The following is a 24,585-nucleotide window of genomic DNA, read 5'->3' on the forward strand; positions in this document are numbered from 1 at the left end:
TCAATAAGCTAACTTAAGGCCGAGCTAAACGCTCGGCCTTTTTGTATCTACTTTTTGAGTTTAGGCTCAAGCCGTGGAACAACACATCCGCAGCCAAACTCCCCGTAAAAATATTCACTAATACCAGAAGAACCTGCACAGCATCATCCACGTGCTTCTCAGTCACTACCTCTCCAAACTGTTGATTTAATACTATCAACATTTCTTCTTTTGATAGCAAGATATCCAATGACGCCATTGTCCCTAACAACACAAGGCAAACGCTCGATAAAATAAAATGCCAACGATGTTTCGCTAAACATACCGCCCATAAAATTCCGCCAATGAGCGTGCTGTAAGCAAAAAAGGCAAAAATAGGAACAACTAAATACACATCAAAAGATGATGAAATCATTAGAAAAATAGTAAACATTCCCACCGTCAATAAAATAACCTGAACAAATTGTAAGTTTTTCATCCTTTCCCCTGTCTCTTTAACTAATACTAAATATTGATAAGAAGTTCATAAACTGATATCAATACATCATACTGTAAATTTCCTGGTGGAATTATGGATGCTATTGAGACTATTCAAAATTTTCTAAATTCTGGTCAACAATCCACTGTTTGGCTGATGGTAGGAATCATTGCTTTGTCTTACCTATTAGAAGATGTCGCTATTGTGGCAGCTGCAGGGTTAGCGCTAGAGGGGCTACTTTCACCAAGTTTAGCGCTAGTGGCTATATTTATTGGTATCGCGACTGGCGATCTTGGTCTTTATTATCTTGGACGGTCAGGACGCTACTTTCGCGGTATTCGTTATAAAGCACTCACCAACCGTAATTTCAGGTCGCTACGTACTAAGCTTAGAAAGAATGCATTTATCAGTTTATTTGTAATTCGTTTTATTCCTGGTTTACGAACGGTGGGTTTCACACTCAGTGGCTTTTTTACTATCCCACTTCCGATTTTCTTAAGCGCAGTCATCGGAGCGACAGCGTTATGGACAGGGCTAGTCTTTTCCACCATTTATTACCTGGGTAATGCGGCTTGGTTACAAGCATCACAATATCAATGGGTCATCATTCCATGTGCAATTTTATTGTTATACGGGGCGAATAAACTCATCAACAAATCCTACTCAAGAGAGCAAGTATGAGCGAGAAAATGGATATTCAATGTATCGCACCTCATAAAATTAACGCCGGCATGCCAACGTTAGAAATAGACAGCACTCGTAGCGTCTCGCCATATGAATTTTTACCTAGCTGGTTTTTTTATACGCCAGTCATCATTCAAAGTTTGGCTCAGGGGCTTAAATATAGGAATTGGAAACTCCCATTGATCGCTAACCCAAGCATTAAACTCAGTGGCATGGTGGGTGAATCAAAACACGACATTCTCAGCCTAGCAGGTAAAGAATCGCTAAAGTGGATATCGCCCTTTATCACGGTAACCAAAGTCGATTCAGACACCGATCTTCAAGTCGATCAAGCAAAGACTTCAATGAAGCAAGCCGATCTTTCTTTCCCTGTAGTAGCTAAACCCGACTTAGGGTGTCGAGGAGCAGGCGTCAAACTGATCAAATCACAAGATCAACTTCATGATTATTTTGAATCATTTCCTATCGGTGCTCGTTTCTTGATCCAAGAAAAAGCCCCTTATCAAGCTGAAGCTGGGGTGTTTTACGTTCGTTACCCTGGACAAAAGAAAGGCGAGATCATTTCGATCACTCTGAAATACGCCCCTTCAGTGACAGGTGACGGAATTAGTACCTTAAAAGATCTGATTGACCAATGCCCTAGGGCTGGGCAACTCAGTCATTTATATCTTCCTCGTCATCTAGACAAATTAGATTGGGTGCTCGAAAAAGATCAAGAATTCCAATTAGCTTTTGCAGGCAGCCACAGTCGAGGCTCTATTTTCCGAAATGGAAATCAATATGTCTCTGATGCTCTCACAGAGCGTTTTGATCAGATCTTTGATGATTTCGACGGGTTTCACTATGGTCGCTTAGACATCAAATTCAAGGATATTCAAAGCTTAATGGCTGGTGAAGATTTCACCATATTAGAGATTAATGGTGCGAGCAGCGAAGCGGCGCACATCTGGGATCGTCAGACTCCTCTTAGGGAGATCTTCACTACTCTACTTAGTCAATACCGCATTCTTTTTGACATAGGCGCAAAGCAGCAGCAAAGAGGTCATAAAACGCCACCACTTAAAGAACTCTTCCAAGCTTGGCGTGAAGAGAAGAACCTAACAGAACAGTATCCAACAACGGATTAGTTCAATAGAACAAGGAAACACTATGAGTTTAGCCAGCAATATTTCGTCTCAAACCTCAATTCCTTGTGTGGTTCAAGGAGCTATCGACATTCTCAATCAAGGAGAGCAATTTTTATCGGGCATTAGCGATCAAGACTACAACTACAAAGCCATGCCTCATGTCGACAGCAGTATAGGTGAGCACTTTCGCCATACGCTTGACCTATTTCATGCGCTGATTCTGCAAGAAAGTAATCAGATAAATTACAACGCTCGCCGCCGTGGTCATAGCGTTGAAACCGATAAATCTGTTGCGATCAAAGAGCTACATTACATTGCGACTTGGCTAAAACAACTGGAACCCAATATGCTTGATGAGCTAATCACAATCGAGACAGAGGTTTCACTCAACAGTCAGGTATCTCAATCCATGACATCTAGCGTAGGCAGAGAAATTACTTTCGCCGCATTACATGCAAACCACCACTACGCCATGATGAAAGTCATCGCAACTTTTCTAGAAACACCGGTGACCAGTACCTTTGGTTATGCTCCAACAACCACTAGTTATTTGAGAGGTCAGTAATCATGTGTTCAGTAACCTGGCTCCTTGAAGAAAATGGCTATCAAGTGTTTTTTAATCGTGATGAGCAAAAAAACCGACCTCTAGCTACGCCACCACAAAGCCAAAATATTAATAACACTCAAGTATTAATGCCGATTGATCCAGTAGGAAATGGTAGTTGGATAAGCTTAAATGAACATGGGCTATCTTTGTGTCTGCTGAATAACTACCAAGGTAAACTGCCATCTGGTGCTTGCCTTAGCCGTGGGTTGTTACTCCAACATTTAGCACCAAGCCAAAGCCGCACTGAAGTTACCGAACTCTTTAATCAACTAAAACTCAGCTGTTTTGCTCCCTTCACTTTATTGGTCTTTGGCCCTGACCTCTCACTTAATAAACCCGAAGTATGGGCATTTTCGTGGAACGGTGTCAGTTCCAAGATTGCAGTTACAGACTCCCCACTCTTTTCATCTGGTGTTGCGCTCGAAGAAGTTCAGAACTACAGAAAAGAAGTGTATACGTCGATCACCTCTGAAGGAAAAAATCAGCAAAGCTTACTTAACTTCCACTCCCATCATCATGCTGAGAAGGGCTATTTATCTACCTGTATGCATAGAGATGATGCCCAAACGGTAAGTTTCACCCACTTGGCTGTTTCATCTGATCTTTTTTCTATGAGTTATTTAGCGGGTTCACCTTGCGATGGGCTCAACCGACAACAACTCGAAAAGCACTGTTATACCTTCGATAAACAAGAGTCTTTAATCGCTTAACATCCACAGACAAGGAACTATCTATGAAAAAGTTATTAGCATTGGTTTTACTCTCTATGAGCCAGTTCGCTTTTGCCGCTGACGAAATCTACACCGGTATTTTTAGCAGCAAAGCCCTCGATGGATACGACACCGTTGCTTATTTCACGGAAAACAAACCAGTAGAAGGCAGCAAGAAATTCACAACATCTTATAAAGGTGCTGACTGGTACTTCTCATCAAAAAAGAATTTAAACGCTTTCATTAATAATCCTGAAAAATATGCACCGCAATATGGTGGGTATTGCGCTTGGGCTGTATCGGAGAAAAATGATTTCGCTCCTGGAGACCCTGAGCAATGGGCAATTGTCGATGACAAACTTTATTTGAACTACGACGAAGAAATCAAACAACGTTGGGATGGCAACAGACAGCAACACATTACCCAAGCAAACAAGAACTGGCCAAATCTAATTAAATAAGGGAACTATTTATGACATTTCAACCAACTAAACATATCCCATCTGCATTTATTGCATTTGTTTTTGTTCAATCGTTATTCTTCAAATTTTCAGGCTCTTACGAAACGGATCATATTTTTGGGACATTAGCTGAGTGGTCAGGATTAACATGGTTCGGCATATTTGGCGGCTATATGATTGGCTTTGCTGAACTCTTCGCTGCCATTCTATTGTTCACTCGCCTTCACGGGATTGGAGCTGTCATGAGTACTGGCATTATGACCGGCGCTATTTTCTTTCATCTATTCACTCCACTGGGTATCGAAATGCCTGAATTCAACGAGATGGGTGAGATTATAGGTAACGACGGAGGCTTACTGTTTGGCATGGCGTGTGTTGTTTGGTTATGTGGCGCGTTTCTAAGTATTAAAGACCTAAAAAGCCAAGATGGTTTCTTATATCAACTTGTAAATAAGGCAGCCTAATTATGATTACTAGTCCTTTTCGTTTTTCTCGTTACACGCCTTTTGGTTTAGGTGAGTCTCTTGTCGAGTGGGCAACGGGACTATCTAAACTCGATAATTTATACAAACAAAGACCTGAGAAATTATCGAGCTTTGAATTCATGAATCACACTCTAGAAGCTCTCAACATTAGTTATGAGGTTGAATCAGGGTCGGTACAAAACATTCCAAATGAAGGCCCTGTCGTTATTGTTGCTAACCATCCACTCGGCGCGATTGAAGGTGTCATCCTTGCTGATCTTGTTGGCTCTGTGCGTAAAGATGTCAAAGTCCTCGCGAATCAAATTCTAAAACGCCTGCCAGAGCTTGATGACTTGTTCATTGGTATCGATGTGTTTAACGGTAAAGACTCACAGAGAACCAATACCAAAGCAGTACGTGACGCACATAGGCACCTTGCTGACGGTGGACTACTCATTGTCTTCCCTGCTGGTGAAGTTTCTGCATATCATCGTGGAGAAAAAAAACTTACCGACATTGAGTGGAGCCAATCTGTTGCTAAGTTTGTGAAGCGAAATCAAGCTACAACGGTTCCGATTTACATTAGCGGCAAAAACAGTGACCTCTTCTATCAAGCGGGGCGTATCCACCCTTTATTAAGAACCGCTCTGCTTGGCCGAGAGCTTCTTAACAAGCAACAAACTAGCATCGCAATATCGATTGGGGCGAGTATTCCCTTCTCTGAAGTGAAGAGTTTTGAAAAAGATGTCGATATCGTCAACTACCTAAGACTCAACACCTATTTGATGAGTAAATCAGACGAAGAAGTCCTTGGCACGTCAAACTCCCTCTCCTTTGATACAGCGATCATCTCACCAATTAACCCAGATGAACTTGCCGAGGAGATAAGTGTGCTCCCTAAAGAGCAACTACTTCTGGAGCAAGGGGACTTCTCTGTTTACTGTTCACCAAGCCAATCCATACCTAAGCTGATGCAAGAAATAGGAAGAGTTAGAGAAGAAAGCTTTAGGGAAGTGGGAGAAGGCAGTGGTTTAGCGTGCGATGTAGACGAATATGACCTCTACTACAATCAATTATTTGTGTGGCATAACCAAAAGAAAGAGCTTGTTGGAGCCTACCGTATGGGGTTAGTTGATGAATTAATTAAGGAACATGGATTGGCAGGCCTCTATTCAAGAAGTCTATTCAACTACGACGAACAGTTCATAGAAAAACTCGACAACAGCATTGAGTTAGGTCGTTCTGTTGTAAGTAAAAACTACCAACGAAGCCTCAATGCCCTGCTTCTTCTTTGGAAAGGCATCGCTACTTTTGTATCTCGCAACCCTAAATACACTCATCTGTTTGGCCCTGTCAGTATCAGTAATGATTATAGTCATACTGCAAGGCAGTTAATGGCTGCCACACTTTCGATTCATCATTACGACCAAGACAAGGCGACGCTGGTATCACCTTCATCGCCACTGAACTCAAACTCCAATGTGTTTTGGCAAACACACCTTTTAAGTTCTCTTGCCAGTGTCCCATTGCTTTCAAAAGTGCTAGCTCGAATGGAGCAAGGGAAAGGGTTACCTGTATTACTTCGTCAATATCTCGGAATGAACGGTAAACTCGTTTGCTTTAACGTCGATCCAGTCTTTAACAATGCTTTAGATGGCTTGATTGTCGTCGACCTAAAAAATGTTCCTCTTAATACATTATCGAAATACATGGGGAGAGAAGAAGCTAAAGCCTATTTCGAAAATACTAAGTCGTGACCTCATGGAATAAATCAAACTATACCTAGGCCAAGATAAATGACATTATTTGTTCATCTATCTTGGCTTTGTTTTTTTGCATGCACTCATCATTTATCCAACAACTTAAGTCCTTCAACTTTACTGACAATGAAATTGAATCATTAATCGATATCGCAAAACCATTGGAGTTGCCTACCCGTCATATCCTAGTCAACCAAGGTGAGGCCCCTGATTCGTTTTATTTTATTATCGAAGGGTTATGTCACGCTTGCTATCTGACTGAAGAAGGTAAGCAATTCAGTAAAGAGTTCTACTGGGAGCAAGATTGGGTACTAGGCTTTGAAAGCTTGATTAAGCAGCAAGCCTCACCGTACTTGCTTGAAACTCTTACCCCTATAGTTTTGCTGCAATTACCAATGAGCGCTTTAGCAGAGTGGCGTGAAGAGTCGAACCCGCTATACATAAAGCTGCTCGAGACTCAGTTGATGCATAAAGAAAATAAAGAACGTTTTATGCTGCTATACACGCCGGAGCAACGTTACCAATTATTTTGTGAACATTATCCAGACCTGGAAAGCAGGCTCAATGATAATCAAATTGCCGCTTACTTAGGGATCACCGCGATTAGCTTAAGTAGAATAAAATCGCGACTTAACAATTGTTAATGCTGATATAAATAGACACTGCTAAAGTCGTCGTCATCTTCACTATTCGGATAAAATGATGACAACTTGGCAATGCATTCCTTTCAATGAACTGAGCAAACAGCAGCTTTACCAACTGATAAAACTTCGAGTTGATGTATTTGTCGTAGAGCAAACCTGCCCTTACCCAGAGTTGGACGATAAAGATCACCAAAATGGAGTTCAGCACTTAATGGGCTTCTCTGGTAATGAATTAGTCGCATGCGCAAGATTACTTCCAGCGGGAACCAGCTACGACAATGTAAGCATTGGACGAGTAGCAACCAAACAAACAGCTCGCGGCAACGGTTTAGGTCACCAATTACTAAAACAAGCATTAGCTGAGTGTGAAATATTATGGCCTAGCCAATCTATTGATATTGGCGCGCAGGAACATCTTAAGGCGTTTTATCAGGAACATGGTTTTGCCCAGATATCCGAGATGTACCTAGAAGATGACATACCACATATTGATATGAGATTAGAGAAATAGTGACAAACATTTCTGCTGGGATCCTACTACTCATTGCAGGAAACTTTTTTGCATCGCTATCTGACGTGGCCGTAAAGCTTTTGGGTGGCGACGTTCCACCTTTCCAATACATTTTCTTCAGACAATTAATTTCACTGCTGATCATCATGCCTATCTGGCTATCACAACGCGGTGAGCAAAGAGCACTAAAACAAGTCGGCATCACATTCGCCCGTGGACACCTAATCCTCATCGGTAGTGGCTGCATGGTCGTCGCAATTACTCACTTACCTCTTGCCACTGCTAACGCCGTTTTTTACGTCGCTCCTTTACTCATGCTGCCACTGTCTATCTTGCTCTTAAAAGAGATACCTACATTGGGCAAGGTTATCGCTACGACCATAGGTTTTATTGGTGCGTTGATAGTTCTCCGCCCCTCGCAGTTTCACTGGGCCGCATTATTTGCGCTTGGCACAGCCCTGACTCTCGCTCTTTTTAATGTTCTAGTTAGAAAGTTACCAAGTGAGCAATCAGTTGCGACCACATTATGGTGGACTACACTGTTTTCTCTCCCTGTATCTTTTTTACTATGCATTCTTTATTGGCAACCCGTGACGGCTGAACAGCTAGGGTATATTAGTTTGAGCGCCCTACTAATATTAAGTTATAACGGCTTTGCAGTAGCAGCCTATAGAAAAGCACACTCCAGCCAGATTGCGCTAGCAGAATACTCAGGGTTAGTCTTTGTCGCGATAATAGGTGCAATTTGGTTCGAAGAGATACCTGATACCCTAACTTTCATTGGTATCCTTTTGATCATCTTGCCGCTTGCTCCTTTTAAAAGACCCAAAAAAAGAGCTAAAAATTAGCTCTCTCTTTCACTTTACACTACGATTTATACTTCTATTTACTTCGACCAAAGCCGCCATCAGATAGGCGGAAGAACATCACCGAAGAATCGTTTTTTTCTAACTGAAGTATATCGAGCTGGCCAGTTTCAGCTAACTTAAAGCGAACCAATTGCCCTTGCTTAATACGACTTAAAGGTTTATCACCACCTTCAATTTTCACTAACGCATTTAAATCAGACAAAGGTAACTCGTTATTACGGAACACTTGAGCCAATGTATCACCGGACTTTACGGTGTACTCATGCCACTGATTAGATTTAAGCTGCTTTTGTTCATCGCTTTTTTGAGCACTTAAACCTACCGTATTGATCTCTAGTTCCACTCTAGCGTTAGTCGCAGGCGCTTTAACTGCAGATGATGGTGCAGGTAACGGAATAACAGCGAGAACAGCAACAACAGGAACCAATACGAGCAGAACCTTTCGATGCAAAGCGGGAAGGGATGACCAAGCACTAAGGGCTTGAGTTTTAGCCTGTGAAAAATCGATAGCGCTAACCTTAGCTTTAACTAACCCAAGGTAATCTACTTCTTGCTTCTTTTTATGACGACGATTCATAGCTTCCAGCCTAAATTTAAAACTAGTATGAGTRTAAAAAGCAATTTGCATAGAGTATAGACATTTCAAGCATTCCCACGTCGAATTAGCACAAATCGGACAATTTTGAGAGCTAAATACACAGCTAATCCGAGAACCTAACGGCTAGGGATTTCTTCACAAACTCAGAACTGGTATCCTTTCCCTTTATCTACATAATTAAGAGTGACATTCATGTCTGAAGTAAAATTTGAAACTGTTGAGCAAAAAGCTAGCTACGGTATCGGTCTACAAATGGGCCAACAACTAGCAGGTTCTGGTCTTGAAGGCCTAAACGTTGACGCTATCGCTGCTGGTATCGCTACAGCACTAGTTGGTGACATGCCAGCTATCGAAGTTGACGAAATCAACAACGCACTACAAGAGCTACACACTCGCGGTGAAGCGGCACGTCAAGAAGCAGCAAAAGCAGCATCTGCTGACGGTGAAGCTTTCCTTTCTGACAACGCACTGCGTTCAGAAGTAACTGTACTTGAGTCAGGTCTTCAATACGAAGTTCTAACTGAAGGTACTGGCGAGATCCCAACTTCAGACAAGCAAGTTCGTGTTCACTACCACGGCGAACTAACAGACGGTACTGTTTTCGACAGCTCTGTATCTCGCGGTCAACCAGCAGAATTCCCAGTAACTGGCGTAATTCAAGGTTGGGTAGAAGCTCTACAAATGATGCCTGTAGGTTCTAAGTGGAAACTATACATCCCACAAGATCTTGCATACGGCGAGCGCGGCGCAGGTGCTGCAATCCCACCATTTGCAGCTCTAGTTTTTGAAGTAGAACTTCTAGCAATTCTTTAATTTTCAAAAAGCCCAAGTAAAACAAAATACTAGGCGCAAATGAAAGTTAAAATAATGCAACGGCGATGTAACAACATCGCCGTTTTTCGTTTATAGTATCAAAGTCTATTACTTTATTACTTAAGGACGAATAATGAAGAAAGTAATCATTACTGTACTCAGCAGCCTTGCTGTTGTTTCTTGTGCAAGTACAAATGATTCTAGTCAAGAATCAGCTTCTACCTCGACGACCAACTACTCACAACTGACTCAAACAGCCCTAACAACAGCGATAAATATTTGGACTCAACAAAACCAGTCCACACCTGTTGCAGACTCTATTGCAGAACAAACATCGGTCACAACAGAACAAGCGTTAGGTGGTGCCGGATCTCTTTTTGCCCTAGCTCAGAACTCATTAAGCTCTTCAAACTCACAGGAGCTAGCAACATTAGTACCTGGATTAGATACTCTTCAGCAGACAGGTTTAACATCTATGCTTAGTTCGAAAGGTGCCGTTGAAAGTGCATTTTCCGGCCTTGGGATGGACGCATCAATGATATCGACTTTTGCTCCAATTATTATTCAAGCACTGCAATCTCAAGGAGCAAGCAATTCGCTATTAAGCTCTCTTGGAACGATTTGGCAATAATTGTCTAACGAATATTGTTTCATCGATGAATTGAACAGCTACAAAGCAGAAATGAAGGGCACTAAGGTGCTCTTTTTTATACCTGAAGATAAATATAGGGAATAGAGTTTGAGGGACGTCTTTTGCGAGTGAAGATTTAATACCAAACTATGATCAAACGCCGAATTTTAGGTACAAAAAAGCCGAGCTAATGCTCGGCTTTTGTATTAAGAATCTAGTATAGATTACTCAGCAGCTTCTTCAGCAGCTGGGCGGTCTACAAGCTCAATGTAAGCCATTGGAGCTTTATCACCAGTACGGAAACCACATTTAAGAATGCGAGTGTAACCACCTTGGCGAGCCGCGAAACGCGGGCCTAGTTCATTAAATAGTTTTGCTACAACTTCGTTATCACGAGTGCGAGCAAATGCAAGACGACGGTTAGCAACACTGTCTGTCTTAGCTAGGGTAATCAATGGCTCAATTACGCGACGTAGTTCTTTTGCTTTTGGCACGGTAGTTTTGATAACTTCGTGACGAACAAGAGAGCTAGCCATGTTGCTGAACATCGCTTTGCGATGACTGCTGTTGCGGTTGAGTTGACGACCACTTTTACGATGGCGCATGACCTAATCCTTCTAACTTTTCGATTAATCTTCAGCGATTGACGCTGGTGGCCAGTTTTCTAGACGCATGCCTAGAGAAAGACCACGTGAAGCAAGCACATCTTTAATCTCTGTAAGAGATTTCTTACCAAGGTTTGGCGTTTTAAGTAGCTCAACCTCAGTGCGCTGTACAAGATCACCGATGTAGTGAATCGCTTCTGCTTTCAAACAGTTAGCAGAGCGAACTGTTAGTTCAAGATCGTCTACAGGACGTAGTAGGATAGGATCGAATTCTGGCTTCTCTTCCTTCTCCTCAGGTACACGTACATCACGAAGATCTACGAACGCATCCAGTTGTTCAGCTAGAATAGTAGCTGCACGACGGATTGCTTCCTCAGGTTCAAGAGTACCGTTCGTTTCCATATCGATAACAAGCTTGTCTAAATCAGTACGCTGTTCTACACGTGCAGCTTCTACAGCGTAAGCGATTTTATCAACCGGGCTGTAAGTAGCGTCAACTAGTAGACGACCGATTGGACGCTCATCTTCTTCAGTATGGATACGAGCTGAAGCTGGAACGTAACCACGACCACGTTCAACTTTGATACGCATAGCGATCTCAGCGTTGTCATCCGTTAGGTGACAAATAACGTGCTCAGGGTTAGCGATCTCTACATCACCATCGTGGGTGATGTCACCTGCAACAACAGGGCCTGAGCCTGATTTGTTCAGTGTAATAAACACTTCATCTTTGCCTTCGGCAACTCGTACAGCTAAACCTTTAAGGTTTAGAAGGATTTCCAGGATATCTTCCTGAACGCCTTCTTTAGTGCTGTATTCGTGTAGCACACCTTCAATTTCAACTTCAGTTACGGCACAACCCGGCATAGAAGATAGAAGAATGCGGCGAAGAGCATTACCTAGAGTGTGGCCGAAACCGCGCTCTAATGGCTCAAGAGTTACTTTCGCGTGTGTCGTATTGATCTGTTCAATGTCAACAAGACGCGGCTTAAGAAATTCTGTTACAGAACCCTGCATTGTGTCCTCTCTTTTTTTAACCTTACTTAGAGTAAAGTTCGACGATCAAGTGTTCATTGATGTCAGCTGATAGGTCAGAACGCTCAGGCATACGCTTGAATGTACCTTCCATTTTGCCAGCATCTACTTCAATCCAAGTTGGCTTTTCACGTTGTTCAGCAACTTCTAGAGCAGCTTTAATACGAGATTGCTGTTTAGCTTTCTCGCGAATTGAAACAACGTCATTTGCCGCTACTTTGAAAGAAGGAACGTTTACAACTTTACCGTTAACTAGGATAGACTTGTGGCTAACCAGTTGACGAGATTCAGCGCGAGTCGCACCAAAGCCCATACGGTAAACTACGTTATCAAGACGACCTTCAAGAAGCTGAAGTAGGTTTGCACCTGTGTTGCCTTTAAGACGTGCAGCTTCTTTGTAGTAGTTACGGAATTGCTTTTCTAGAACGCCGTAGATACGACGAACTTTTTGCTTCTCACGAAGCTGAACGCCATACTCAGATAGACGACCGCGACGAGCGCCGTGTACACCTGGTGCGTTATCAATTTTACACTTGGTCTCGATCGCGCGGACACCAGACTTAAGGAATAAGTCAGTACCTTCGCGACGGCTAAGCTTAAGCTTAGGGCCCAAATATCTTGCCATGATCTTTCTCCAATATTCCTAGAAACGAAACTTAAACGCGACGTTTCTTAGGTGGACGACAACCGTTATGAGGGATTGGTGTCGCATCAACAATGTTAGTGATACGGAAACCAGCAGCGTTCAGTGCACGAACAGTAGATTCGCGACCTGGACCTGGACCCTTAACCATAACTTCCAAGTTCTTTAGGCCATATTCTTTAGCCATTTCACCACAACGCTCAGCTGCAACTTGTGCTGCGAACGGAGTAGATTTACGAGAACCACGGAAACCTGAACCACCTGCTGTAGCCCATGCAAGAGCGTTGCCTTGACGGTCAGTGATAGTTACGATTGTGTTGTTGAAAGAAGCATGGATGTGCGCTACGCCATCAGCTACTTGCTTGCGTACGCGCTTACGCGCGCGAGTTGGTTGTTTTGCCATTGTACTCTACCTTATCCGACTATTTCTTGATCGGCTTGCGCGGACCCTTACGGGTGCGAGCGTTGGTTTTAGTACGCTGTCCACGTAGTGGTAGACTGCGACGATGACGAAGACCGCGGTAACAGCCAAGGTCCATAAGACGCTTGATGTTCATCGATACTTCACGACGTAGATCACCTTCTACAGTGTATTTAGCTACACCATCACGCAGTTGATCGATCTGCTCTTCAGTTAGTTCACTGATCTTAGCATCTTCAGCAATACCCACTTCAGCTAGAATAGCTTGAGAGCGAGTTTTACCGATACCGTAGATTGCAGTTAATGCAATTACAGAATGCTTATGATCAGGAATGTTAATGCCGGCTATACGGGCCATTATTCACTCCTAAGGGGTTCATAAAAGAATTATCCGCAGCAAAGCCCGTTATGGATACGCTGCGGCATACTACTTCTTTTGCACGCAAAAGGTAGGCCGAGAAATATACTCGACTCTACCTTGTATTTCAAGTAAAAATTTCTGCTAATTAGCCTTGGCGTTGCTTATGCTTTGGCTCACTGCAAATCACGCGAACGACACCGTTACGCTTGATAACTTTACAGTTACGGCAGATTTTTTTAACGGAAGCACGAACTTTCATTGCTAAACTCCGTAAATGGAATTGAAATAGTTACTGTCGGATTAACGACCGTAGCCTTTCAAATTCGCTTTCTTTAACACAGAATCATACTGTTGTGACATCAGATGAGTCTGTACCTGTGCCATGAAATCCATGATAACTACCACTACGATTAGTAGTGATGTGCCGCCAAAGTAGAAACGAACGTTCCACGCGACCATCATGAACTCAGGAATCAGACATATAAAAGTAATGTATAGAGCGCCCGCTAGGGTCAATCTTGTCATCACTTTATCGATATATTTCGCTGTCTGCTCACCTGGGCGGATACCGGGTACGAATGCACCGGACTTCTTCAAGTTATCAGCTGTTTCACGTGGGTTAAAAACCAACGCTGTATAAAAGAAACAGAAGAAGATTATAGCTGCTGCATAAAGCATTACATACAACGGCTGACCAGGGCTAAGAGCCAAAGACACATCAGTTAACCAACCGAATGCGCTGCTCTCACCGTTCTGACCGAACCATTGAGCCAATGTTCCTGGGAACAAGATAATACTTGATGCAAAAATCGCTGGTATTACACCTGCCATATTAATTTTAAGTGGCAGATGCGAGCTTTGAGCTGCAAAAACTTTACGACCTTGTTGACGCTTTGCGTAGTTAACGACGATACGACGTTGGCCACGCTCCATGAAAACTACGAAGTAAATTACAGCAAAAGATAATACCGCAATTAACAGTAGAAGAAGCACATGCAATTCACCTTGACGCGCTTGCTCGATTGTTTGACCGATTGCTGAAGGCAATCCAGCAACAATACCTGCAAATATCAGAATGGAAATACCATTACCGATTCCTCGCTCAGTGATTTGTTCACCTAACCACATTAAGAACATGGTACCAGTTACTAAACTCACGGTAGCAATTAGCGTAAACATGGTTTGGTTGATAACAACCAGATTGTCGACCATGTTTGGTAAGCCAGTTGCAATACCAATAGCTTGGAATGTTGCAAGTACAAGCGTGCCGTAGCGTGTATATTGGCTGATCTTACGACGGCCTGCTTCACCCTCTTTTTTGAGTTCCGCTAACGCTGGATGAACTACAGTTAGCAACTGGACAACAATAGATGCCGAAATATACGGCATGATGCCCAGTGCTAATATAGATGCACGCTCAAGAGCACCACCGGAGAACATGTTAAACATTTCTACGATGGTACCTTTTTGCTGATCGAACAAATCGGCAAGTACAGCTGCGTCAATACCAGGGATCGGCACAAAAGAGCCGGCTCGGAATACTAAAAGTGCACCAATTACGAATAATAAGCGCGACTTTAATTCACTTAAGCCGCTCTGAGCACTACGAAAATCTTTTCCTGGTTTCTTAGCCATCTGTACCTCGTTCCTCGAGATTATTCCTCGATTTTACCGCCTGCAGCTTCGATTGCAGCTTTAGCGCCTTTAGTCACGCGTAGACCTTTAACAGTCACAGCTTTGCTTAGGTCACCAGAAAGAACGATCTTAACAAATTCGATGTTCTTAGTGATAACGTTAGCAGCTTTAAGGCTGTTAAGATCAACTACGTCACCTGTTACTTTCGCTAGCTCAGCTAGACGAACTTCAGCAGACACTAGGCTCTTACGAGAAGTGAAACCGAATTTAGGTAGACGTTGTTTCAGAGGCATTTGACCGCCTTCAAAACCTGGACGAACAGAGCCGCCAGAACGTGACTTTTGACCTTTGTGACCGCGGCCACCTGTTTTACCAAGGCCAGAACCGATACCACGACCTACACGCTTCTTAGAAGGTTTAGAGCCAGCAGCCGGTGATAGAGTATTCAAACGCATTCTGATTACTCCTCAATCTTAACCATGTAGTAAACCTTGTTGATCATACCGCGTACGCACGGAGTATCTTCAAGTTCTACTGTATGGTTGATGCGACGAAGACCTAGACCTTTAAGACACGCTTTGTGCTTAGGTAGGCGACCAATTGAGCTTTTAGTTTGAGTTACTTTAATAGTTGCCATCGTGTGCTTACTCCGAAATAGATTCAACAGTTAGACCACGTTTAGCAGCAACCATTTCTGGTGACTTAACGTCTGCTAGAGCACCAATCGTTGCGCGAACAACGTTGATTGGGTTCGTAGAACCGTATGCTTTAGAAAGAACGTTATGTACGCCTGCAACTTCAAGTACTGCGCGCATTGCGCCGCCGGCGATAACACCTGTACCTTCAGCAGCTGGCTGCATGTAAACTTTAGAGCCCGAATGACGACCTTTCACCGGGTGGTGAAGAGTGCCTTCGTTAAGCGAAACAGTAACCATGTTACGGCGCGCTTTTTCCATTGCTTTCTGAATCGCAGCAGGTACTTCACGAGCTTTGCCGTAACCGAAACCTACGCGACCGTTACCGTCACCAACTACTGTTAGTGCAGTAAAGCTCATGATTCGACCACCTTTAACCGTCTTAGATACACGGTTAACTGCGATCAGCTTTTCTTGCAAATCATTAGCTTGTTGTTGTTCTTTAGCCATCTTCCAACCCTACCTTAGAATTTCAGACCAGCTTCGCGAGCAGAATCTGCTAGCGCCGCTACTCGACCGTGGTATTGGAAACCAGAACGATCAAATGCAACTGTAGCTACGCCTTTTTCAAGTGCGCGCTCTGCAACAGCTTTACCAACTGCTGTAGCTGCATCGATGTTACCAGTACTCTTCACTTGCTCACGGATCGCTTTTTCTACAGTAGAAGCTGCGGCGATAACCTCAGAGCCATTAGATGCGATAACTTGAGCGTAAACGTGACGAGGTGTACGGTGTACAACCAGGCGAGTTACACCAAGTTCTGCAATCTTACGACGTGCGCGTGTAGCACGACGGATGCGAGATGCTTTCTTATCCATAGTGTTACCTTACTTCTTCTTAGCTTCTTTAGTACGCACATTTTCATCTGCGTAACGAACACCTTTACCTTTATAAGGTTCAGGCTCACGGTAAGAACGAATGTCAGCCGCAACTTGACCAACTAATTGCTTATCACAACCAGTAATAACGATCTCAGTTTGGCTAGGGCACTCAGCTTTAATACCTTCCGGTAGAGCGTGCTCTACTGGATGAGAGAAGCCAAGAGTAAGGCCTACAGCGTTGCCTTTCATAGCAGCACGGTAACCTACACCTTTAAGAGTTAGCTTCTTAGTAAAGCCCTGAGTAACACCAACAACCATGTTGTTAACAAGAGCGCGAGCTGTACCAGCTTGTGCCCATGCGTTAGCAACACCTTCTTTCGGACCGAAAGTTAGGTTGTTTTCTTCCTGTGCAATAACTACTGCGCCGTTAAGAACGCGAGTAAGCTCACCTTTGCTACCTTTTACAGTAACTTCTTGGCCGTTTAGTTTCACCTCTACGCCAGCTGGAATAGCTACAGGTGCTTTAGCAACACGAGACATAATCTACTCCTTATTAAGCTACGTAACAGATGATTTCACCGCCAAGACCTGCTTTGCGAGCAGCACGGTCAGACATCAGACCCTTGGAAGTTGAAACAACAGCAATACCAAGACCACCCATCACAGTAGGTAACGAGTCTTTATTTTTGTAAACTCGTAGGCCTGGACGTGATACACGTTTGATTTGCTCAATTACAGGTTTAGCTTGGAAGTACTTAAGAGTAACTTCTAGCTCAGGTTTTGCTTCGCTGTTAACAGCGAAGTCTGCGATGTAACCTTCAGCTTTAAGTAATGCAGCAATTGCAACTTTAAGCTTTGAAGAAGGCATTTTTACAGCAACTTTGTTTGCTGCCTGACCGTTACGAACTCGGGTCAGCATATCCGAAATCGGATCTTGCATGCTCATAAGATATACTCCAAATGATTAAGTGGCAATTACCAGCTAGCCTTACGAAGACCCGGAATCTCGCCTTTCATGCAAGCTTCGCGAACCTTAATACGGCTTAGACCGAATTTACGTAGGTAACCGTGTGGACGACCAGTTTGGTTGCAACGGTTGCGCTGACGTGATGCACTTGAATCACGTGGAAGAGATTGCAGTTTTAGAACCGCATTCCAACGATCTTCTTCAGATGCGTTAACATCGCTAATGATAACTTTTAGCGCAGAACGCTTTTCAGCGAATTGTGCTACTAGTTTTGCACGTTTAGCTTCACGTGCTTTCATTGATTGTTTAGCCATAACAGTAACCCTACACCCTATTTACGGAATGGGAAGTTAAAGGCAGCCAGCAGAGCTCGGCCTTCCTCATCGGAACCAGCGGTTGTCGTGATAGTGATATCAAGACCGCGGATACGATCGACTTTATCGTAGTCGATTTCCGGAAAGATGATTTGCTCGCGAACGCCCATGCTGTAGTTACCGCGACCGTCAAAAGACTTAGCGCTAACACCACGGAAATCTCGTACACGTGGAAGAGCAATAGAGATTAAACGCTCTAAAAATTCCCACATGCGCTCACCACGCAAGGTTACTTTACAACCAATTGGGTAGCCTTCACGAATTTTGAAACCAGCTACAGATTTACGAGCTTTCGTGATAAGCGGCTTTTGACCAGAGATCGTTGCCATATCAGATGCTGCGTTTTCTAGCAGTTTCTTATCGTTGATTGCTTCACCAACGCCCATGTTTAGGGTGATTTTATCAATCCTAGGGACTTGCATGACGCTTGTGTAGCTGAACTCTTTGGTAAGCTCAGCGACTACAGACGACTTGTAGTAATCATGCAGTTTCGCCATAGTAGAACTCCAAATTACTTCTAATTAGTTAGAAACAGTTTCGCCGTTAGATTTGAAGAAACGAACTTTCTTGCCATCTTCGATACGGAAACCGATACGGTCTGCTTTACCAGTAGCCGCGTTAAAAACAGCAACGTTAGAAGCATCAATAGCTGCTTCTTGTTCAACGATGCCACCTTGTTGACCTAGAGCCGGAACCGGCTTTTGGTGTTTCTTAACAAGGTTGATGCCTTCAACGATAACTTTACCAGTTGTCARAACCTTAGTTACTTTACCTTTCTTGCCTTTATCTTTACCAGCAAGAATGATTACTTCGTCATTACGACGGATTTTAGCTGCCATATTGCCGCTCCTTACAGAACTTCAGGTGCTAGTGATACAATCTTCATGAATTTCGAGTTACGAAGTTCACGAGTCACAGGACCAAAGATACGTGTGCCGACTGGTTGCTCAGTAGTGTCGTTCAACAGAACGCAAGCATTACCGTCGAAGCGAATGACAGAACCGTCTGGGCGACGAACGCCTTTACGAGTGCGCACTACAACCGCCTTCAGAACATCACCTTTCTTTACTTTACCGCGAGGAATTGCTTCCTTCACTGTAACTTTGATGATGTCACCGATATGTGCATAACGGCGGTGAGAGCCACCCAGGACCTTAATACACATTACCTTGCGCGCGCCAGAGTTATCTGCAGCGTCAAGTGTACTTTGCATTTGGATCATTGTTAGTGCTCCGCTAATTATTAAAACTAGACCCTCTCGGGTCGGGCTGCCTCTTTAAAAGGGACGCGAATTGTACCACCCTTTTTTGTGATTGGGTAGACAAAAAATAAGCGGCTCCAAAAAAACTTTGGAGCCGCTTAAAAGTCATAGAGTTACGATGATTAAATCTTCGCTTTTGCTATAACTTTTACCAATGTCCAAGACTTAGTCTTAGACAGAGGACGACACTCAGCGATTTCAACTTTGTCGCCTAGGCCACAAATGTTTTCTTCGTCGTGTGCGTGTACTTTAGTCGTGCGCTTAACGTATTTACCGTAAATTGGGTGTTTTACAGTACGTTCGATAGCAACAACGATAGACTTGTCCATCTTGTCACTTACTACACGGCCTTGCTGGATGCGGTTAGTTTCGCTCATTATGCGCCTGCCTTCTCAGTCAAAACAGTTTTCACACGTGCGATATCACGGCGAACAGCTTTTAGAGTATGAGTCTGCTGTAGTTGACCAGTTGCAGCTTGCATGCGCAAGTTAAACTGTTCACGTAGCAAATTCAAAAGCTCAGCGTTTAGCTCTTCAACGTTCTTTTCGCGTAGATCTTGTGCTTTCATCACATCACCTGCTTAGATACAAAAGTAGTTTTAACAGGCAGTTTACGCGCCGCTAGGCGGAACGCTTCACGTGCCAACTCTTCAGGTACGCCATTCATTTCGTACATTACCTTTCCAGGTTGGATTTGGGCTACCCAGTACTCAACGTTACCTTTACCCTTACCCTGACGAACTTCAAGCGGTTTTTCTGTGATAGGTTTGTCTGGAAAAATACGAATCCAGATTTGGCCTTGACGTTTGATATGACGTGTCATAGCACGACGTGCCGCTTCGATTTGACGAGCAGTAATACGTCCGCGACCAACAGCTTTAAGACCGAATTCGCCGAAGCTTACTTCTGTGCCTTTCGCTAGACCACGGTTACGACCAGTCTGAACCTTGCGGAACTTAGTACGTTTTGGTTGTAGCATCGTTCGACTCCTTACTTACGGCCTTTACGCTGCTTCTTAGGCTTATCGCCTTTTGGCTCTACTGCGTTAGCAGCTGGCATACCGCCTAGAATCTCACCTTTGAAGATCCAAACTTTAATGCCGATCACACCGTATTGGGTGTGAGCCGAAGAAGTTGCGTAATCAATGTCTGCACGTAGAGTGTGTAGAGGCACACGGCCTTCACGGTACCACTCTGAACGAGCAATTTCAGCACCGCCAAGACGGCCGCCTACTTGTACTTTGATGCCTTTAGCGCCTAGACGCATAGCATTTTGTACCGCACGCTTCATAGCACGACGGAACATAACACGACGCTCTAGTTGAGACGCGATGCTATCAGCTACTAACTGACCATCTAGCTCAGGCTTACGTACTTCAGCGATGTTGATTTGCGCTGGTACACCTGCAATTTTAGCTACAGCTGCGCGTAGCTTCTCTACGTCTTCACCTTTCTTACCGATAACAACACCAGGGCGAGCAGTGTGAATAGTCACACGGATGCTTTTAGCTGGACGCTCGATAACGATGCGAGATAGTGATGCTTTTTGTAGTTCCTTTGTAAGGAACTGACGTACCTTGAAGTCGCCGTCTAGGTTGCCAGCGAATTCATTGGTATTAGCAAACCATGTAGCATTCCAAGGCTTGACGATGCCAAGACGAATGCCATTAGGATGTACTTTCTGACCCATTGCTTACTCTCCTAGTCTTTAGCGATCTGCTACAACAATAGTGATGTGGCTTGAACGCTTCAAGATACGATCCGCACGACCTTTAGCACGAGGCATAATACGCTTCATGATAGGGCCCTCATCTACGAAGATTTTAGCGACATTTAGATCGTCGATATCTGCACCTTCGTTATGTTCCGCGTTAGCGATAGCTGACTCAAGAACTTTCTTAACTAGAACAGCAGCTTTTTTGTTGCTGAAAGTTAGAATTTCTAGAGCCTGGTCTACCGACTTACCGCGAATTTGGTCTGCAACTAAGCGAGCTTTCTGTGGAGAAATACGAGCAAAGTTATGTTTAGCTAAAGCTTCCATCATCTACTCCTTATTTCTTCTTAGCTTTCTTATCTGCAGCATGACCGCGATAAGTACGAGTTGGTGCAAATTCGCCCAGTTTGTGACCGATCATTTCTTCGGTAACGAAAACTGGAACGTGCTGACGACCATTATGGACAGCGATGGTCAAACCAATCATTGTTGGGATGATCATTGAGCGACGGGACCAAGTCTTAATAGGCTTTTTGTCTCCGCTTTCCACCGCTTTCTCTACCTTCTTCAGCAAGTGTAGGTCAATAAAAGGACCTTTCTTGAGAGAACGTGGCATGGCGATTCCTCTTTATAAATTATTTAGTGCGACGACGTACGATGTACTTGTCAGTGCGCTTGTTCTTACGAGTCTTGAAGCCCTTAGTAGGAACGCCCCAAGGAGAAACTGGGTGACGACCACCAGATGTGCGGCCTTCACCACCACCATGTGGGTGATCCACCGGGTTCATTACTACACCACGTACGGTTGGACGTACGCCGCGCCAGCGTGAAGCACCAGCTTTACCAAGTTCACGTAGCATATGCTCAGAGTTACCAACTTCACCGATCGTTGCACGACCTTCAGAAAGTACTTTGCGCATCTCACCAGAACGTAGACGGATAGTTACGTATGCACCATCGCGAGCGATGATTTGAGCATAAGCACCAGCCGAACGAGCTAGTTGAGCACCTTTACCAGGCTTAAGTTCAACACAGTGTACAGTAGAACCTACTGGGATGTTGCGCATCGGCAGAGTGTTACCTGCTTTGATTGCTGCATCTACACCAGATTGGATCTGGTCACCTGCTTGAACACCTTTAGGTGCAATGATGTAACGACGCTCACCGTCTGCGTACAGAACTAGAGCGATGTTAGCACTACGGTTTGGATCGTATTCTAGACGCTCAACTTTCGCTGGGATACCGTCTTTAGTACGCTTAAAGTCAACTACACGGTAATGGTGCTTGTGACCACCACCAATGTGACGTACTGTAATACGACCGTTGTTGTTACGACCACCATTTTTAGAGTTTTTCTCTAAAAGTGGAGCGTATGGCTTACCCTTGTGTAGGTCAGCGTTAACAACTTTAACGACGTGACGACGACCAGGGGAAGTCGGCTTACATTTAACAATAGCCATTTTTAACTACTCCTGTTATTCCGCACCGCCAGCGAAGTCAAGATCTTGACCTTCTTTCAAAGTAACGTAGGCTTTCTTAACGTCTGAACGACGGCCTTCACGCATACCTTGACGCTTAGTCTTACCCTTAAGAACAAGAGTATTTACAGATTTAACTTCAACTTCGAATAGCTTTTCTACAGCTGCTTTGATCTCTTTCTTAGTTGCATCTTTAGCTACTTTGAAAACGATAGTGTTCGCTTTCTCAGCTGCCATAGTTGCTTTTTCAGAGATGTGTGGAGCACGTAGAACTTTTAGTAGACGCTCTTCAGTGATCATGCCAGCATCTCCTCAACTTGCTTAACTGCGTCAGCAGTCATTAGAACCTTGTTGAATGCAATTAGAGATACTGGATCAATACCAGCAACATCACGTGCGTCAACTTTATAAAGGTTACGAGCAGCTAAGAATAGATTCTCATCTACTTCGCCAGTTACAATCAGAACGTCGCTTAACTCAAGTTCATTAAGTTTAGCTACTAATTCTTTTGTTTTTGGTGCTTCTACAGAGAAGTTATCAACAACGATTAAACGCTCTTGACGAACTAGCTCAGACAGAATGCTCTTCATAGCACCGCGGTACATTTTTTTGTTTACTTTTTGGCTGTGATCTTGTGGTTTCGCAGCAAAAGTAACACCACCTGTACGCCAGATTGGGCTACGAATTGTACCAGCACGTGCACGGCCAGTACCTTTTTGGCGCCATGGCTTAGCACCGCCGCCTGATACTTCAGAACGAGTCTTTTGAGCACGAGTACCTTGACGAGCACCTGCTGCATATGCAACAACTACTTGGTRTACTAGAGCTTCGTTAAAGTCACGTCCGAAAGTAGTCTCGGAAACAGTTAGTGCATCAGCACCTTTAACCATCAATTCCATTACTTACTCCTAGACGTTATGCTTTAACAGCAGGTTTTACGATCACGTTACCGCCTGTTGAGCCTGGTACTGCACCTTTAATAAGAAGCAGATTGCGCTCAGCGTCAACACGTACGATCTCTAGGTTTTGAGTCGTTACACGCTCAGCACCCATGTGACCTGCCATTTTCTTGCCTTTAAACACGCGACCTGGAGTTTGACATTGGCCAATTGAACCCGGTGCACGGTGAGACAAAGAGTTACCGTGAGTCATATCTTGAGTAGAGAAGTTCCAACGCTTAACAGCGCCTTGGAAGCCTTTACCTTTAGATGTACCAGTAACGTCTACTTTTTTAATTTCATTGAAAAGTTCTACGTTTAGCTCAGCGCCAACTTCAAACTCTTCACCGTTTTCTAAACGGAATTCCCAAAGACCGCGGCCTGCTTCAACACCTGCTTTCGCAAAGTGACCAGCTTCAGGCTTAGTTACACGGTTAGCTTTCTTAGCACCAGTAGTTACTTGGATTGCTGCGTAGCCGTCTGTCTCAAGAGTTTTAACTTGAGAAATACGGTTCGCTTCAACCTCAACAACAGTTACTGGGATAGAAACGCCTTCTTCAGTAAATACGCGGGTCATACCCACTTTACGTCCGACTAGACCAATCATTATTCTTATCTCCCTTAACCTAGGCTGATTTGAACATCAACGCCAGCTGCAAGATCAAGACGCATTAGAGCATCAACAGTTTTGTCTGTTGGCTCAACGATGTCGATCAAACGCTTGTGAGTACGGATTTCGTACTGGTCACGTGCATCTTTGTTGACGTGTGGAGAGGTAAGAACAGTGAAACGCTCTTTACGAGTAGGTAGTGKAATAGGACCACGAACCTGTGCGCCAGTACGTTTTGCTGTTTCAACGATTTCCGCAGTTGAAGCATCGATTAGTTTGTAATCGAAAGCTTTAAGGCGGATACGAATACGTTGGTTCTGCATGAGACAGAGCTCCAATAATAATTAATTACACAAACAATATCGCCACTCAAGCTCGATAAGACGAGAGAATGCCGATTGATTTATGTGAAACCGTAGCATCCAAAATTAGGACGCATTGTCAGTTAACTTTTGAAGTGACTTCCTAAGAAATCAACTATTTATATTAACCGCGAACATAAGCTGAGTATACATTACTAGGCAAAGCCTACTCCTCATCGCTTATTGGTTCACAACCAGCGTTAGCCAGTGCGATGCATTATACAGATCACACTTTGACTTGCAAGGGGTGTTTGAAAATTAGTCGAGATTAATATGAAACCGTAGTGATTGATGCCTCACTACATTAAGAAAGGAATGGCGGTTCCCAACT

At 43.8% G+C, this 24,585-nt stretch carries 42 protein-coding genes; 12 read left to right on the plus strand and 30 right to left on the minus strand.

Annotated elements, in window-relative coordinates; all coding sequences use genetic code 11:
• Positions 1 to 13 precede the first annotated feature (13 nt).
• Positions 14 to 457 (minus strand): hypothetical protein, encoded by a 444-nt coding sequence (locus L4C33_RS02875; protein WP_428810964.1) that lies wholly within the window; start codon positions 455 to 457, stop codon positions 14 to 16.
• 93 nt (positions 458 to 550) lie between these two features.
• Here L4C33_RS02875 and L4C33_RS02880 point away from each other — a divergent pair, with 93 nt between their 5' ends.
• The 10 genes from L4C33_RS02880 to L4C33_RS02925 all read left to right on the plus strand — a co-directional run bounded on the left by L4C33_RS02880 (position 551) and on the right by L4C33_RS02925 (position 8,273).
• A complete protein-coding gene (locus L4C33_RS02880) occupies positions 551 to 1,138 on the plus strand; it encodes a DedA family protein (RefSeq protein ID WP_428810965.1) in 588 nt (195 codons plus the stop codon).
• Complete coding sequence (locus L4C33_RS02885) at positions 1,135 to 2,268, plus strand: D-alanine--D-alanine ligase (RefSeq protein ID WP_428810966.1); 1,134 nt, start codon at positions 1,135 to 1,137, stop codon at positions 2,266 to 2,268. Before L4C33_RS02880 ends, L4C33_RS02885 begins: the two co-directional genes overlap by 4 nt.
• A gap of 22 nt (positions 2,269 to 2,290) precedes the next feature.
• Positions 2,291 to 2,833, plus strand: coding sequence for a hypothetical protein (locus L4C33_RS02890; protein ID WP_428810967.1), 543 nt, complete (start codon positions 2,291 to 2,293; stop codon positions 2,831 to 2,833).
• Between the two features lie 2 nt (positions 2,834 to 2,835).
• Positions 2,836 to 3,585 carry an NRDE family protein gene (locus L4C33_RS02895; RefSeq protein ID WP_428810968.1) on the plus strand — a complete coding sequence of 250 codons (750 nt, stop codon included), beginning with the start codon at positions 2,836 to 2,838 and terminating at the stop codon, positions 3,583 to 3,585.
• 23 nt (positions 3,586 to 3,608) lie between these two features.
• Positions 3,609 to 4,046 carry a YHS domain-containing (seleno)protein gene (locus L4C33_RS02900; RefSeq protein WP_428810969.1) on the plus strand — a complete coding sequence of 146 codons (438 nt, stop codon included), beginning with the start codon at positions 3,609 to 3,611 and terminating at the stop codon, positions 4,044 to 4,046.
• 11 nt (positions 4,047 to 4,057) lie between these two features.
• The gene (locus L4C33_RS02905) at positions 4,058 to 4,510 is read left to right on the plus strand and encodes a hypothetical protein (protein ID WP_428810970.1); all 453 of its coding nucleotides are present in this window, start codon (positions 4,058 to 4,060) and stop codon (positions 4,508 to 4,510) included.
• Between the two features lie 2 nt (positions 4,511 to 4,512).
• Positions 4,513 to 6,267, plus strand: coding sequence for a bifunctional lysophospholipid acyltransferase family protein/GNAT family N-acetyltransferase (locus L4C33_RS02910; protein WP_428810971.1), 1,755 nt, complete (start codon positions 4,513 to 4,515; stop codon positions 6,265 to 6,267).
• Between the two features lie 80 nt (positions 6,268 to 6,347).
• Positions 6,348 to 6,914 (plus strand): Crp/Fnr family transcriptional regulator, encoded by a 567-nt coding sequence (locus L4C33_RS02915; protein ID WP_428810972.1) that lies wholly within the window; start codon positions 6,348 to 6,350, stop codon positions 6,912 to 6,914.
• A 58-nt stretch (positions 6,915 to 6,972) separates the two neighbouring features.
• Positions 6,973 to 7,425: a GNAT family N-acetyltransferase gene (locus tag L4C33_RS02920; RefSeq protein ID WP_428810996.1), complete on the plus strand. Its 453-nt coding sequence runs from the start codon at positions 6,973 to 6,975 to the stop codon at positions 7,423 to 7,425.
• Positions 7,425 to 8,273, plus strand: coding sequence for a DMT family transporter (locus tag L4C33_RS02925; RefSeq protein WP_428810973.1), 849 nt, complete (start codon positions 7,425 to 7,427; stop codon positions 8,271 to 8,273). The genes L4C33_RS02920 and L4C33_RS02925 overlap by 1 nt, the downstream gene beginning before the upstream one ends.
• A gap of 34 nt (positions 8,274 to 8,307) precedes the next feature.
• Here the strand turns inward: L4C33_RS02925 and L4C33_RS02930 are convergent, their stop codons facing one another.
• Entirely contained in the window at positions 8,308 to 8,871 is a 564-nt protein-coding gene (locus L4C33_RS02930; RefSeq protein WP_428810974.1) for a LysM-like peptidoglycan-binding domain-containing protein, read from the minus strand.
• Positions 8,872 to 9,084: 213 nt separating this feature from the next.
• On the opposite strand from L4C33_RS02930, the gene bamJ reads away from it, so the two are divergent.
• Positions 9,085 to 9,705 carry a BamJ family beta-barrel-assembly machinery protein gene (gene bamJ, locus L4C33_RS02935; protein ID WP_428810975.1) on the plus strand — a complete coding sequence of 207 codons (621 nt, stop codon included), beginning with the start codon at positions 9,085 to 9,087 and terminating at the stop codon, positions 9,703 to 9,705.
• 133 nt (positions 9,706 to 9,838) lie between these two features.
• A complete protein-coding gene (locus L4C33_RS02940) occupies positions 9,839 to 10,336 on the plus strand; it encodes a DUF2780 domain-containing protein (protein WP_428810976.1) in 498 nt (165 codons plus the stop codon).
• A 224-nt stretch (positions 10,337 to 10,560) separates the two neighbouring features.
• On the opposite strand, the gene rplQ is transcribed toward L4C33_RS02940, so the two are convergent.
• The 28 genes from rplQ to rpsJ form a co-directional block, all read right to left on the minus strand.
• Entirely contained in the window at positions 10,561 to 10,941 is a 381-nt protein-coding gene (gene rplQ, locus L4C33_RS02945; RefSeq protein WP_004729812.1) for a 50S ribosomal protein L17, read from the minus strand.
• A 24-nt stretch (positions 10,942 to 10,965) separates the two neighbouring features.
• Entirely contained in the window at positions 10,966 to 11,958 is a 993-nt protein-coding gene (locus L4C33_RS02950) for a DNA-directed RNA polymerase subunit alpha (RefSeq protein WP_004729813.1), read from the minus strand.
• 22 nt (positions 11,959 to 11,980) lie between these two features.
• Positions 11,981 to 12,601, minus strand: coding sequence for a 30S ribosomal protein S4 (gene rpsD / locus L4C33_RS02955; RefSeq protein WP_137375141.1), 621 nt, complete (start codon positions 12,599 to 12,601; stop codon positions 11,981 to 11,983).
• 31 nt (positions 12,602 to 12,632) lie between these two features.
• Entirely contained in the window at positions 12,633 to 13,022 is a 390-nt protein-coding gene (gene rpsK / locus L4C33_RS02960; RefSeq protein WP_004738778.1) for a 30S ribosomal protein S11, read from the minus strand.
• 19 nt (positions 13,023 to 13,041) lie between these two features.
• Entirely contained in the window at positions 13,042 to 13,398 is a 357-nt protein-coding gene (gene rpsM, locus L4C33_RS02965) for a 30S ribosomal protein S13 (protein WP_004738779.1), read from the minus strand.
• 148 nt (positions 13,399 to 13,546) lie between these two features.
• Positions 13,547 to 13,660 (minus strand): 50S ribosomal protein L36, encoded by a 114-nt coding sequence (gene rpmJ / locus L4C33_RS02970; RefSeq protein ID WP_000868186.1) that lies wholly within the window; start codon positions 13,658 to 13,660, stop codon positions 13,547 to 13,549.
• A 41-nt stretch (positions 13,661 to 13,701) separates the two neighbouring features.
• On the minus strand, positions 13,702 to 15,036 hold the full coding sequence (gene secY, locus L4C33_RS02975) for a preprotein translocase subunit SecY (protein ID WP_017054810.1): 1,335 nt from the start codon (positions 15,034 to 15,036) through the stop codon (positions 13,702 to 13,704).
• A 20-nt stretch (positions 15,037 to 15,056) separates the two neighbouring features.
• Positions 15,057 to 15,491, minus strand: coding sequence for a 50S ribosomal protein L15 (gene rplO / locus L4C33_RS02980; protein WP_004736758.1), 435 nt, complete (start codon positions 15,489 to 15,491; stop codon positions 15,057 to 15,059).
• Between the two features lie 5 nt (positions 15,492 to 15,496).
• Entirely contained in the window at positions 15,497 to 15,673 is a 177-nt protein-coding gene (gene rpmD / locus L4C33_RS02985; RefSeq protein WP_004736756.1) for a 50S ribosomal protein L30, read from the minus strand.
• A gap of 7 nt (positions 15,674 to 15,680) precedes the next feature.
• Positions 15,681 to 16,181, minus strand: coding sequence for a 30S ribosomal protein S5 (gene rpsE / locus L4C33_RS02990; RefSeq protein WP_428810977.1), 501 nt, complete (start codon positions 16,179 to 16,181; stop codon positions 15,681 to 15,683).
• A gap of 14 nt (positions 16,182 to 16,195) precedes the next feature.
• The gene (rplR, locus tag L4C33_RS02995; protein ID WP_428810978.1) at positions 16,196 to 16,549 is read right to left on the minus strand and encodes a 50S ribosomal protein L18; all 354 of its coding nucleotides are present in this window, start codon (positions 16,547 to 16,549) and stop codon (positions 16,196 to 16,198) included.
• 9 nt (positions 16,550 to 16,558) lie between these two features.
• Complete coding sequence (gene rplF / locus L4C33_RS03000) at positions 16,559 to 17,092, minus strand: 50S ribosomal protein L6 (protein ID WP_428810979.1); 534 nt, start codon at positions 17,090 to 17,092, stop codon at positions 16,559 to 16,561.
• A 13-nt stretch (positions 17,093 to 17,105) separates the two neighbouring features.
• Positions 17,106 to 17,498 carry a 30S ribosomal protein S8 gene (gene rpsH / locus L4C33_RS03005; RefSeq protein WP_428810980.1) on the minus strand — a complete coding sequence of 131 codons (393 nt, stop codon included), beginning with the start codon at positions 17,496 to 17,498 and terminating at the stop codon, positions 17,106 to 17,108.
• Between the two features lie 29 nt (positions 17,499 to 17,527).
• Complete coding sequence (gene rpsN / locus L4C33_RS03010; RefSeq protein ID WP_428810981.1) at positions 17,528 to 17,833, minus strand: 30S ribosomal protein S14; 306 nt, start codon at positions 17,831 to 17,833, stop codon at positions 17,528 to 17,530.
• A 17-nt stretch (positions 17,834 to 17,850) separates the two neighbouring features.
• On the minus strand, positions 17,851 to 18,390 hold the full coding sequence (gene rplE / locus L4C33_RS03015) for a 50S ribosomal protein L5 (protein WP_137375134.1): 540 nt from the start codon (positions 18,388 to 18,390) through the stop codon (positions 17,851 to 17,853).
• 24 nt (positions 18,391 to 18,414) lie between these two features.
• Positions 18,415 to 18,732, minus strand: coding sequence for a 50S ribosomal protein L24 (gene rplX, locus L4C33_RS03020; RefSeq protein WP_004738792.1), 318 nt, complete (start codon positions 18,730 to 18,732; stop codon positions 18,415 to 18,417).
• Positions 18,733 to 18,743: 11 nt separating this feature from the next.
• On the minus strand, positions 18,744 to 19,115 hold the full coding sequence (gene rplN / locus L4C33_RS03025; RefSeq protein WP_428810982.1) for a 50S ribosomal protein L14: 372 nt from the start codon (positions 19,113 to 19,115) through the stop codon (positions 18,744 to 18,746).
• Positions 19,116 to 19,276: 161 nt separating this feature from the next.
• On the minus strand, positions 19,277 to 19,531 hold the full coding sequence (gene rpsQ, locus L4C33_RS03030) for a 30S ribosomal protein S17 (RefSeq protein WP_428810983.1): 255 nt from the start codon (positions 19,529 to 19,531) through the stop codon (positions 19,277 to 19,279).
• Positions 19,531 to 19,722 (minus strand): 50S ribosomal protein L29, encoded by a 192-nt coding sequence (rpmC, locus tag L4C33_RS03035; protein WP_004736737.1) that lies wholly within the window; start codon positions 19,720 to 19,722, stop codon positions 19,531 to 19,533. Before rpmC ends, rpsQ begins: the two co-directional genes overlap by 1 nt.
• Positions 19,722 to 20,132: a 50S ribosomal protein L16 gene (rplP, locus tag L4C33_RS03040; RefSeq protein ID WP_428810984.1), complete on the minus strand. Its 411-nt coding sequence runs from the start codon at positions 20,130 to 20,132 to the stop codon at positions 19,722 to 19,724. The genes rpmC and rplP overlap by 1 nt, the downstream gene beginning before the upstream one ends.
• An 11-nt stretch (positions 20,133 to 20,143) precedes the next feature.
• Positions 20,144 to 20,842, minus strand: coding sequence for a 30S ribosomal protein S3 (rpsC, locus tag L4C33_RS03045; RefSeq protein WP_428810985.1), 699 nt, complete (start codon positions 20,840 to 20,842; stop codon positions 20,144 to 20,146).
• A gap of 18 nt (positions 20,843 to 20,860) precedes the next feature.
• A complete protein-coding gene (gene rplV / locus L4C33_RS03050) occupies positions 20,861 to 21,193 on the minus strand; it encodes a 50S ribosomal protein L22 (RefSeq protein WP_004736732.1) in 333 nt (110 codons plus the stop codon).
• 10 nt (positions 21,194 to 21,203) lie between these two features.
• A complete protein-coding gene (gene rpsS / locus L4C33_RS03055) occupies positions 21,204 to 21,482 on the minus strand; it encodes a 30S ribosomal protein S19 (protein WP_004736729.1) in 279 nt (92 codons plus the stop codon).
• 19 nt (positions 21,483 to 21,501) lie between these two features.
• Positions 21,502 to 22,326, minus strand: coding sequence for a 50S ribosomal protein L2 (gene rplB, locus L4C33_RS03060; protein ID WP_137375131.1), 825 nt, complete (start codon positions 22,324 to 22,326; stop codon positions 21,502 to 21,504).
• Between the two features lie 15 nt (positions 22,327 to 22,341).
• Positions 22,342 to 22,644, minus strand: coding sequence for a 50S ribosomal protein L23 (gene rplW, locus L4C33_RS03065; RefSeq protein ID WP_137375130.1), 303 nt, complete (start codon positions 22,642 to 22,644; stop codon positions 22,342 to 22,344).
• Positions 22,641 to 23,243 (minus strand): 50S ribosomal protein L4, encoded by a 603-nt coding sequence (gene rplD / locus L4C33_RS03070; protein WP_428810986.1) that lies wholly within the window; start codon positions 23,241 to 23,243, stop codon positions 22,641 to 22,643. The genes rplW and rplD overlap by 4 nt, the downstream gene beginning before the upstream one ends.
• 16 nt (positions 23,244 to 23,259) lie before the next feature.
• The gene (gene rplC, locus L4C33_RS03075) at positions 23,260 to 23,889 is read right to left on the minus strand and encodes a 50S ribosomal protein L3 (protein WP_233894547.1); all 630 of its coding nucleotides are present in this window, start codon (positions 23,887 to 23,889) and stop codon (positions 23,260 to 23,262) included.
• A 14-nt stretch (positions 23,890 to 23,903) separates the two neighbouring features.
• The gene (gene rpsJ, locus L4C33_RS03080; RefSeq protein WP_428810987.1) at positions 23,904 to 24,215 is read right to left on the minus strand and encodes a 30S ribosomal protein S10; all 312 of its coding nucleotides are present in this window, start codon (positions 24,213 to 24,215) and stop codon (positions 23,904 to 23,906) included.
• Positions 24,216 to 24,585 lie beyond the last annotated feature (370 nt).

This window comes from Vibrio makurazakiensis (assembly GCF_050337375.1).
Lineage (GTDB): Bacteria > Pseudomonadota > Gammaproteobacteria > Enterobacterales > Vibrionaceae > Vibrio > Vibrio makurazakiensis.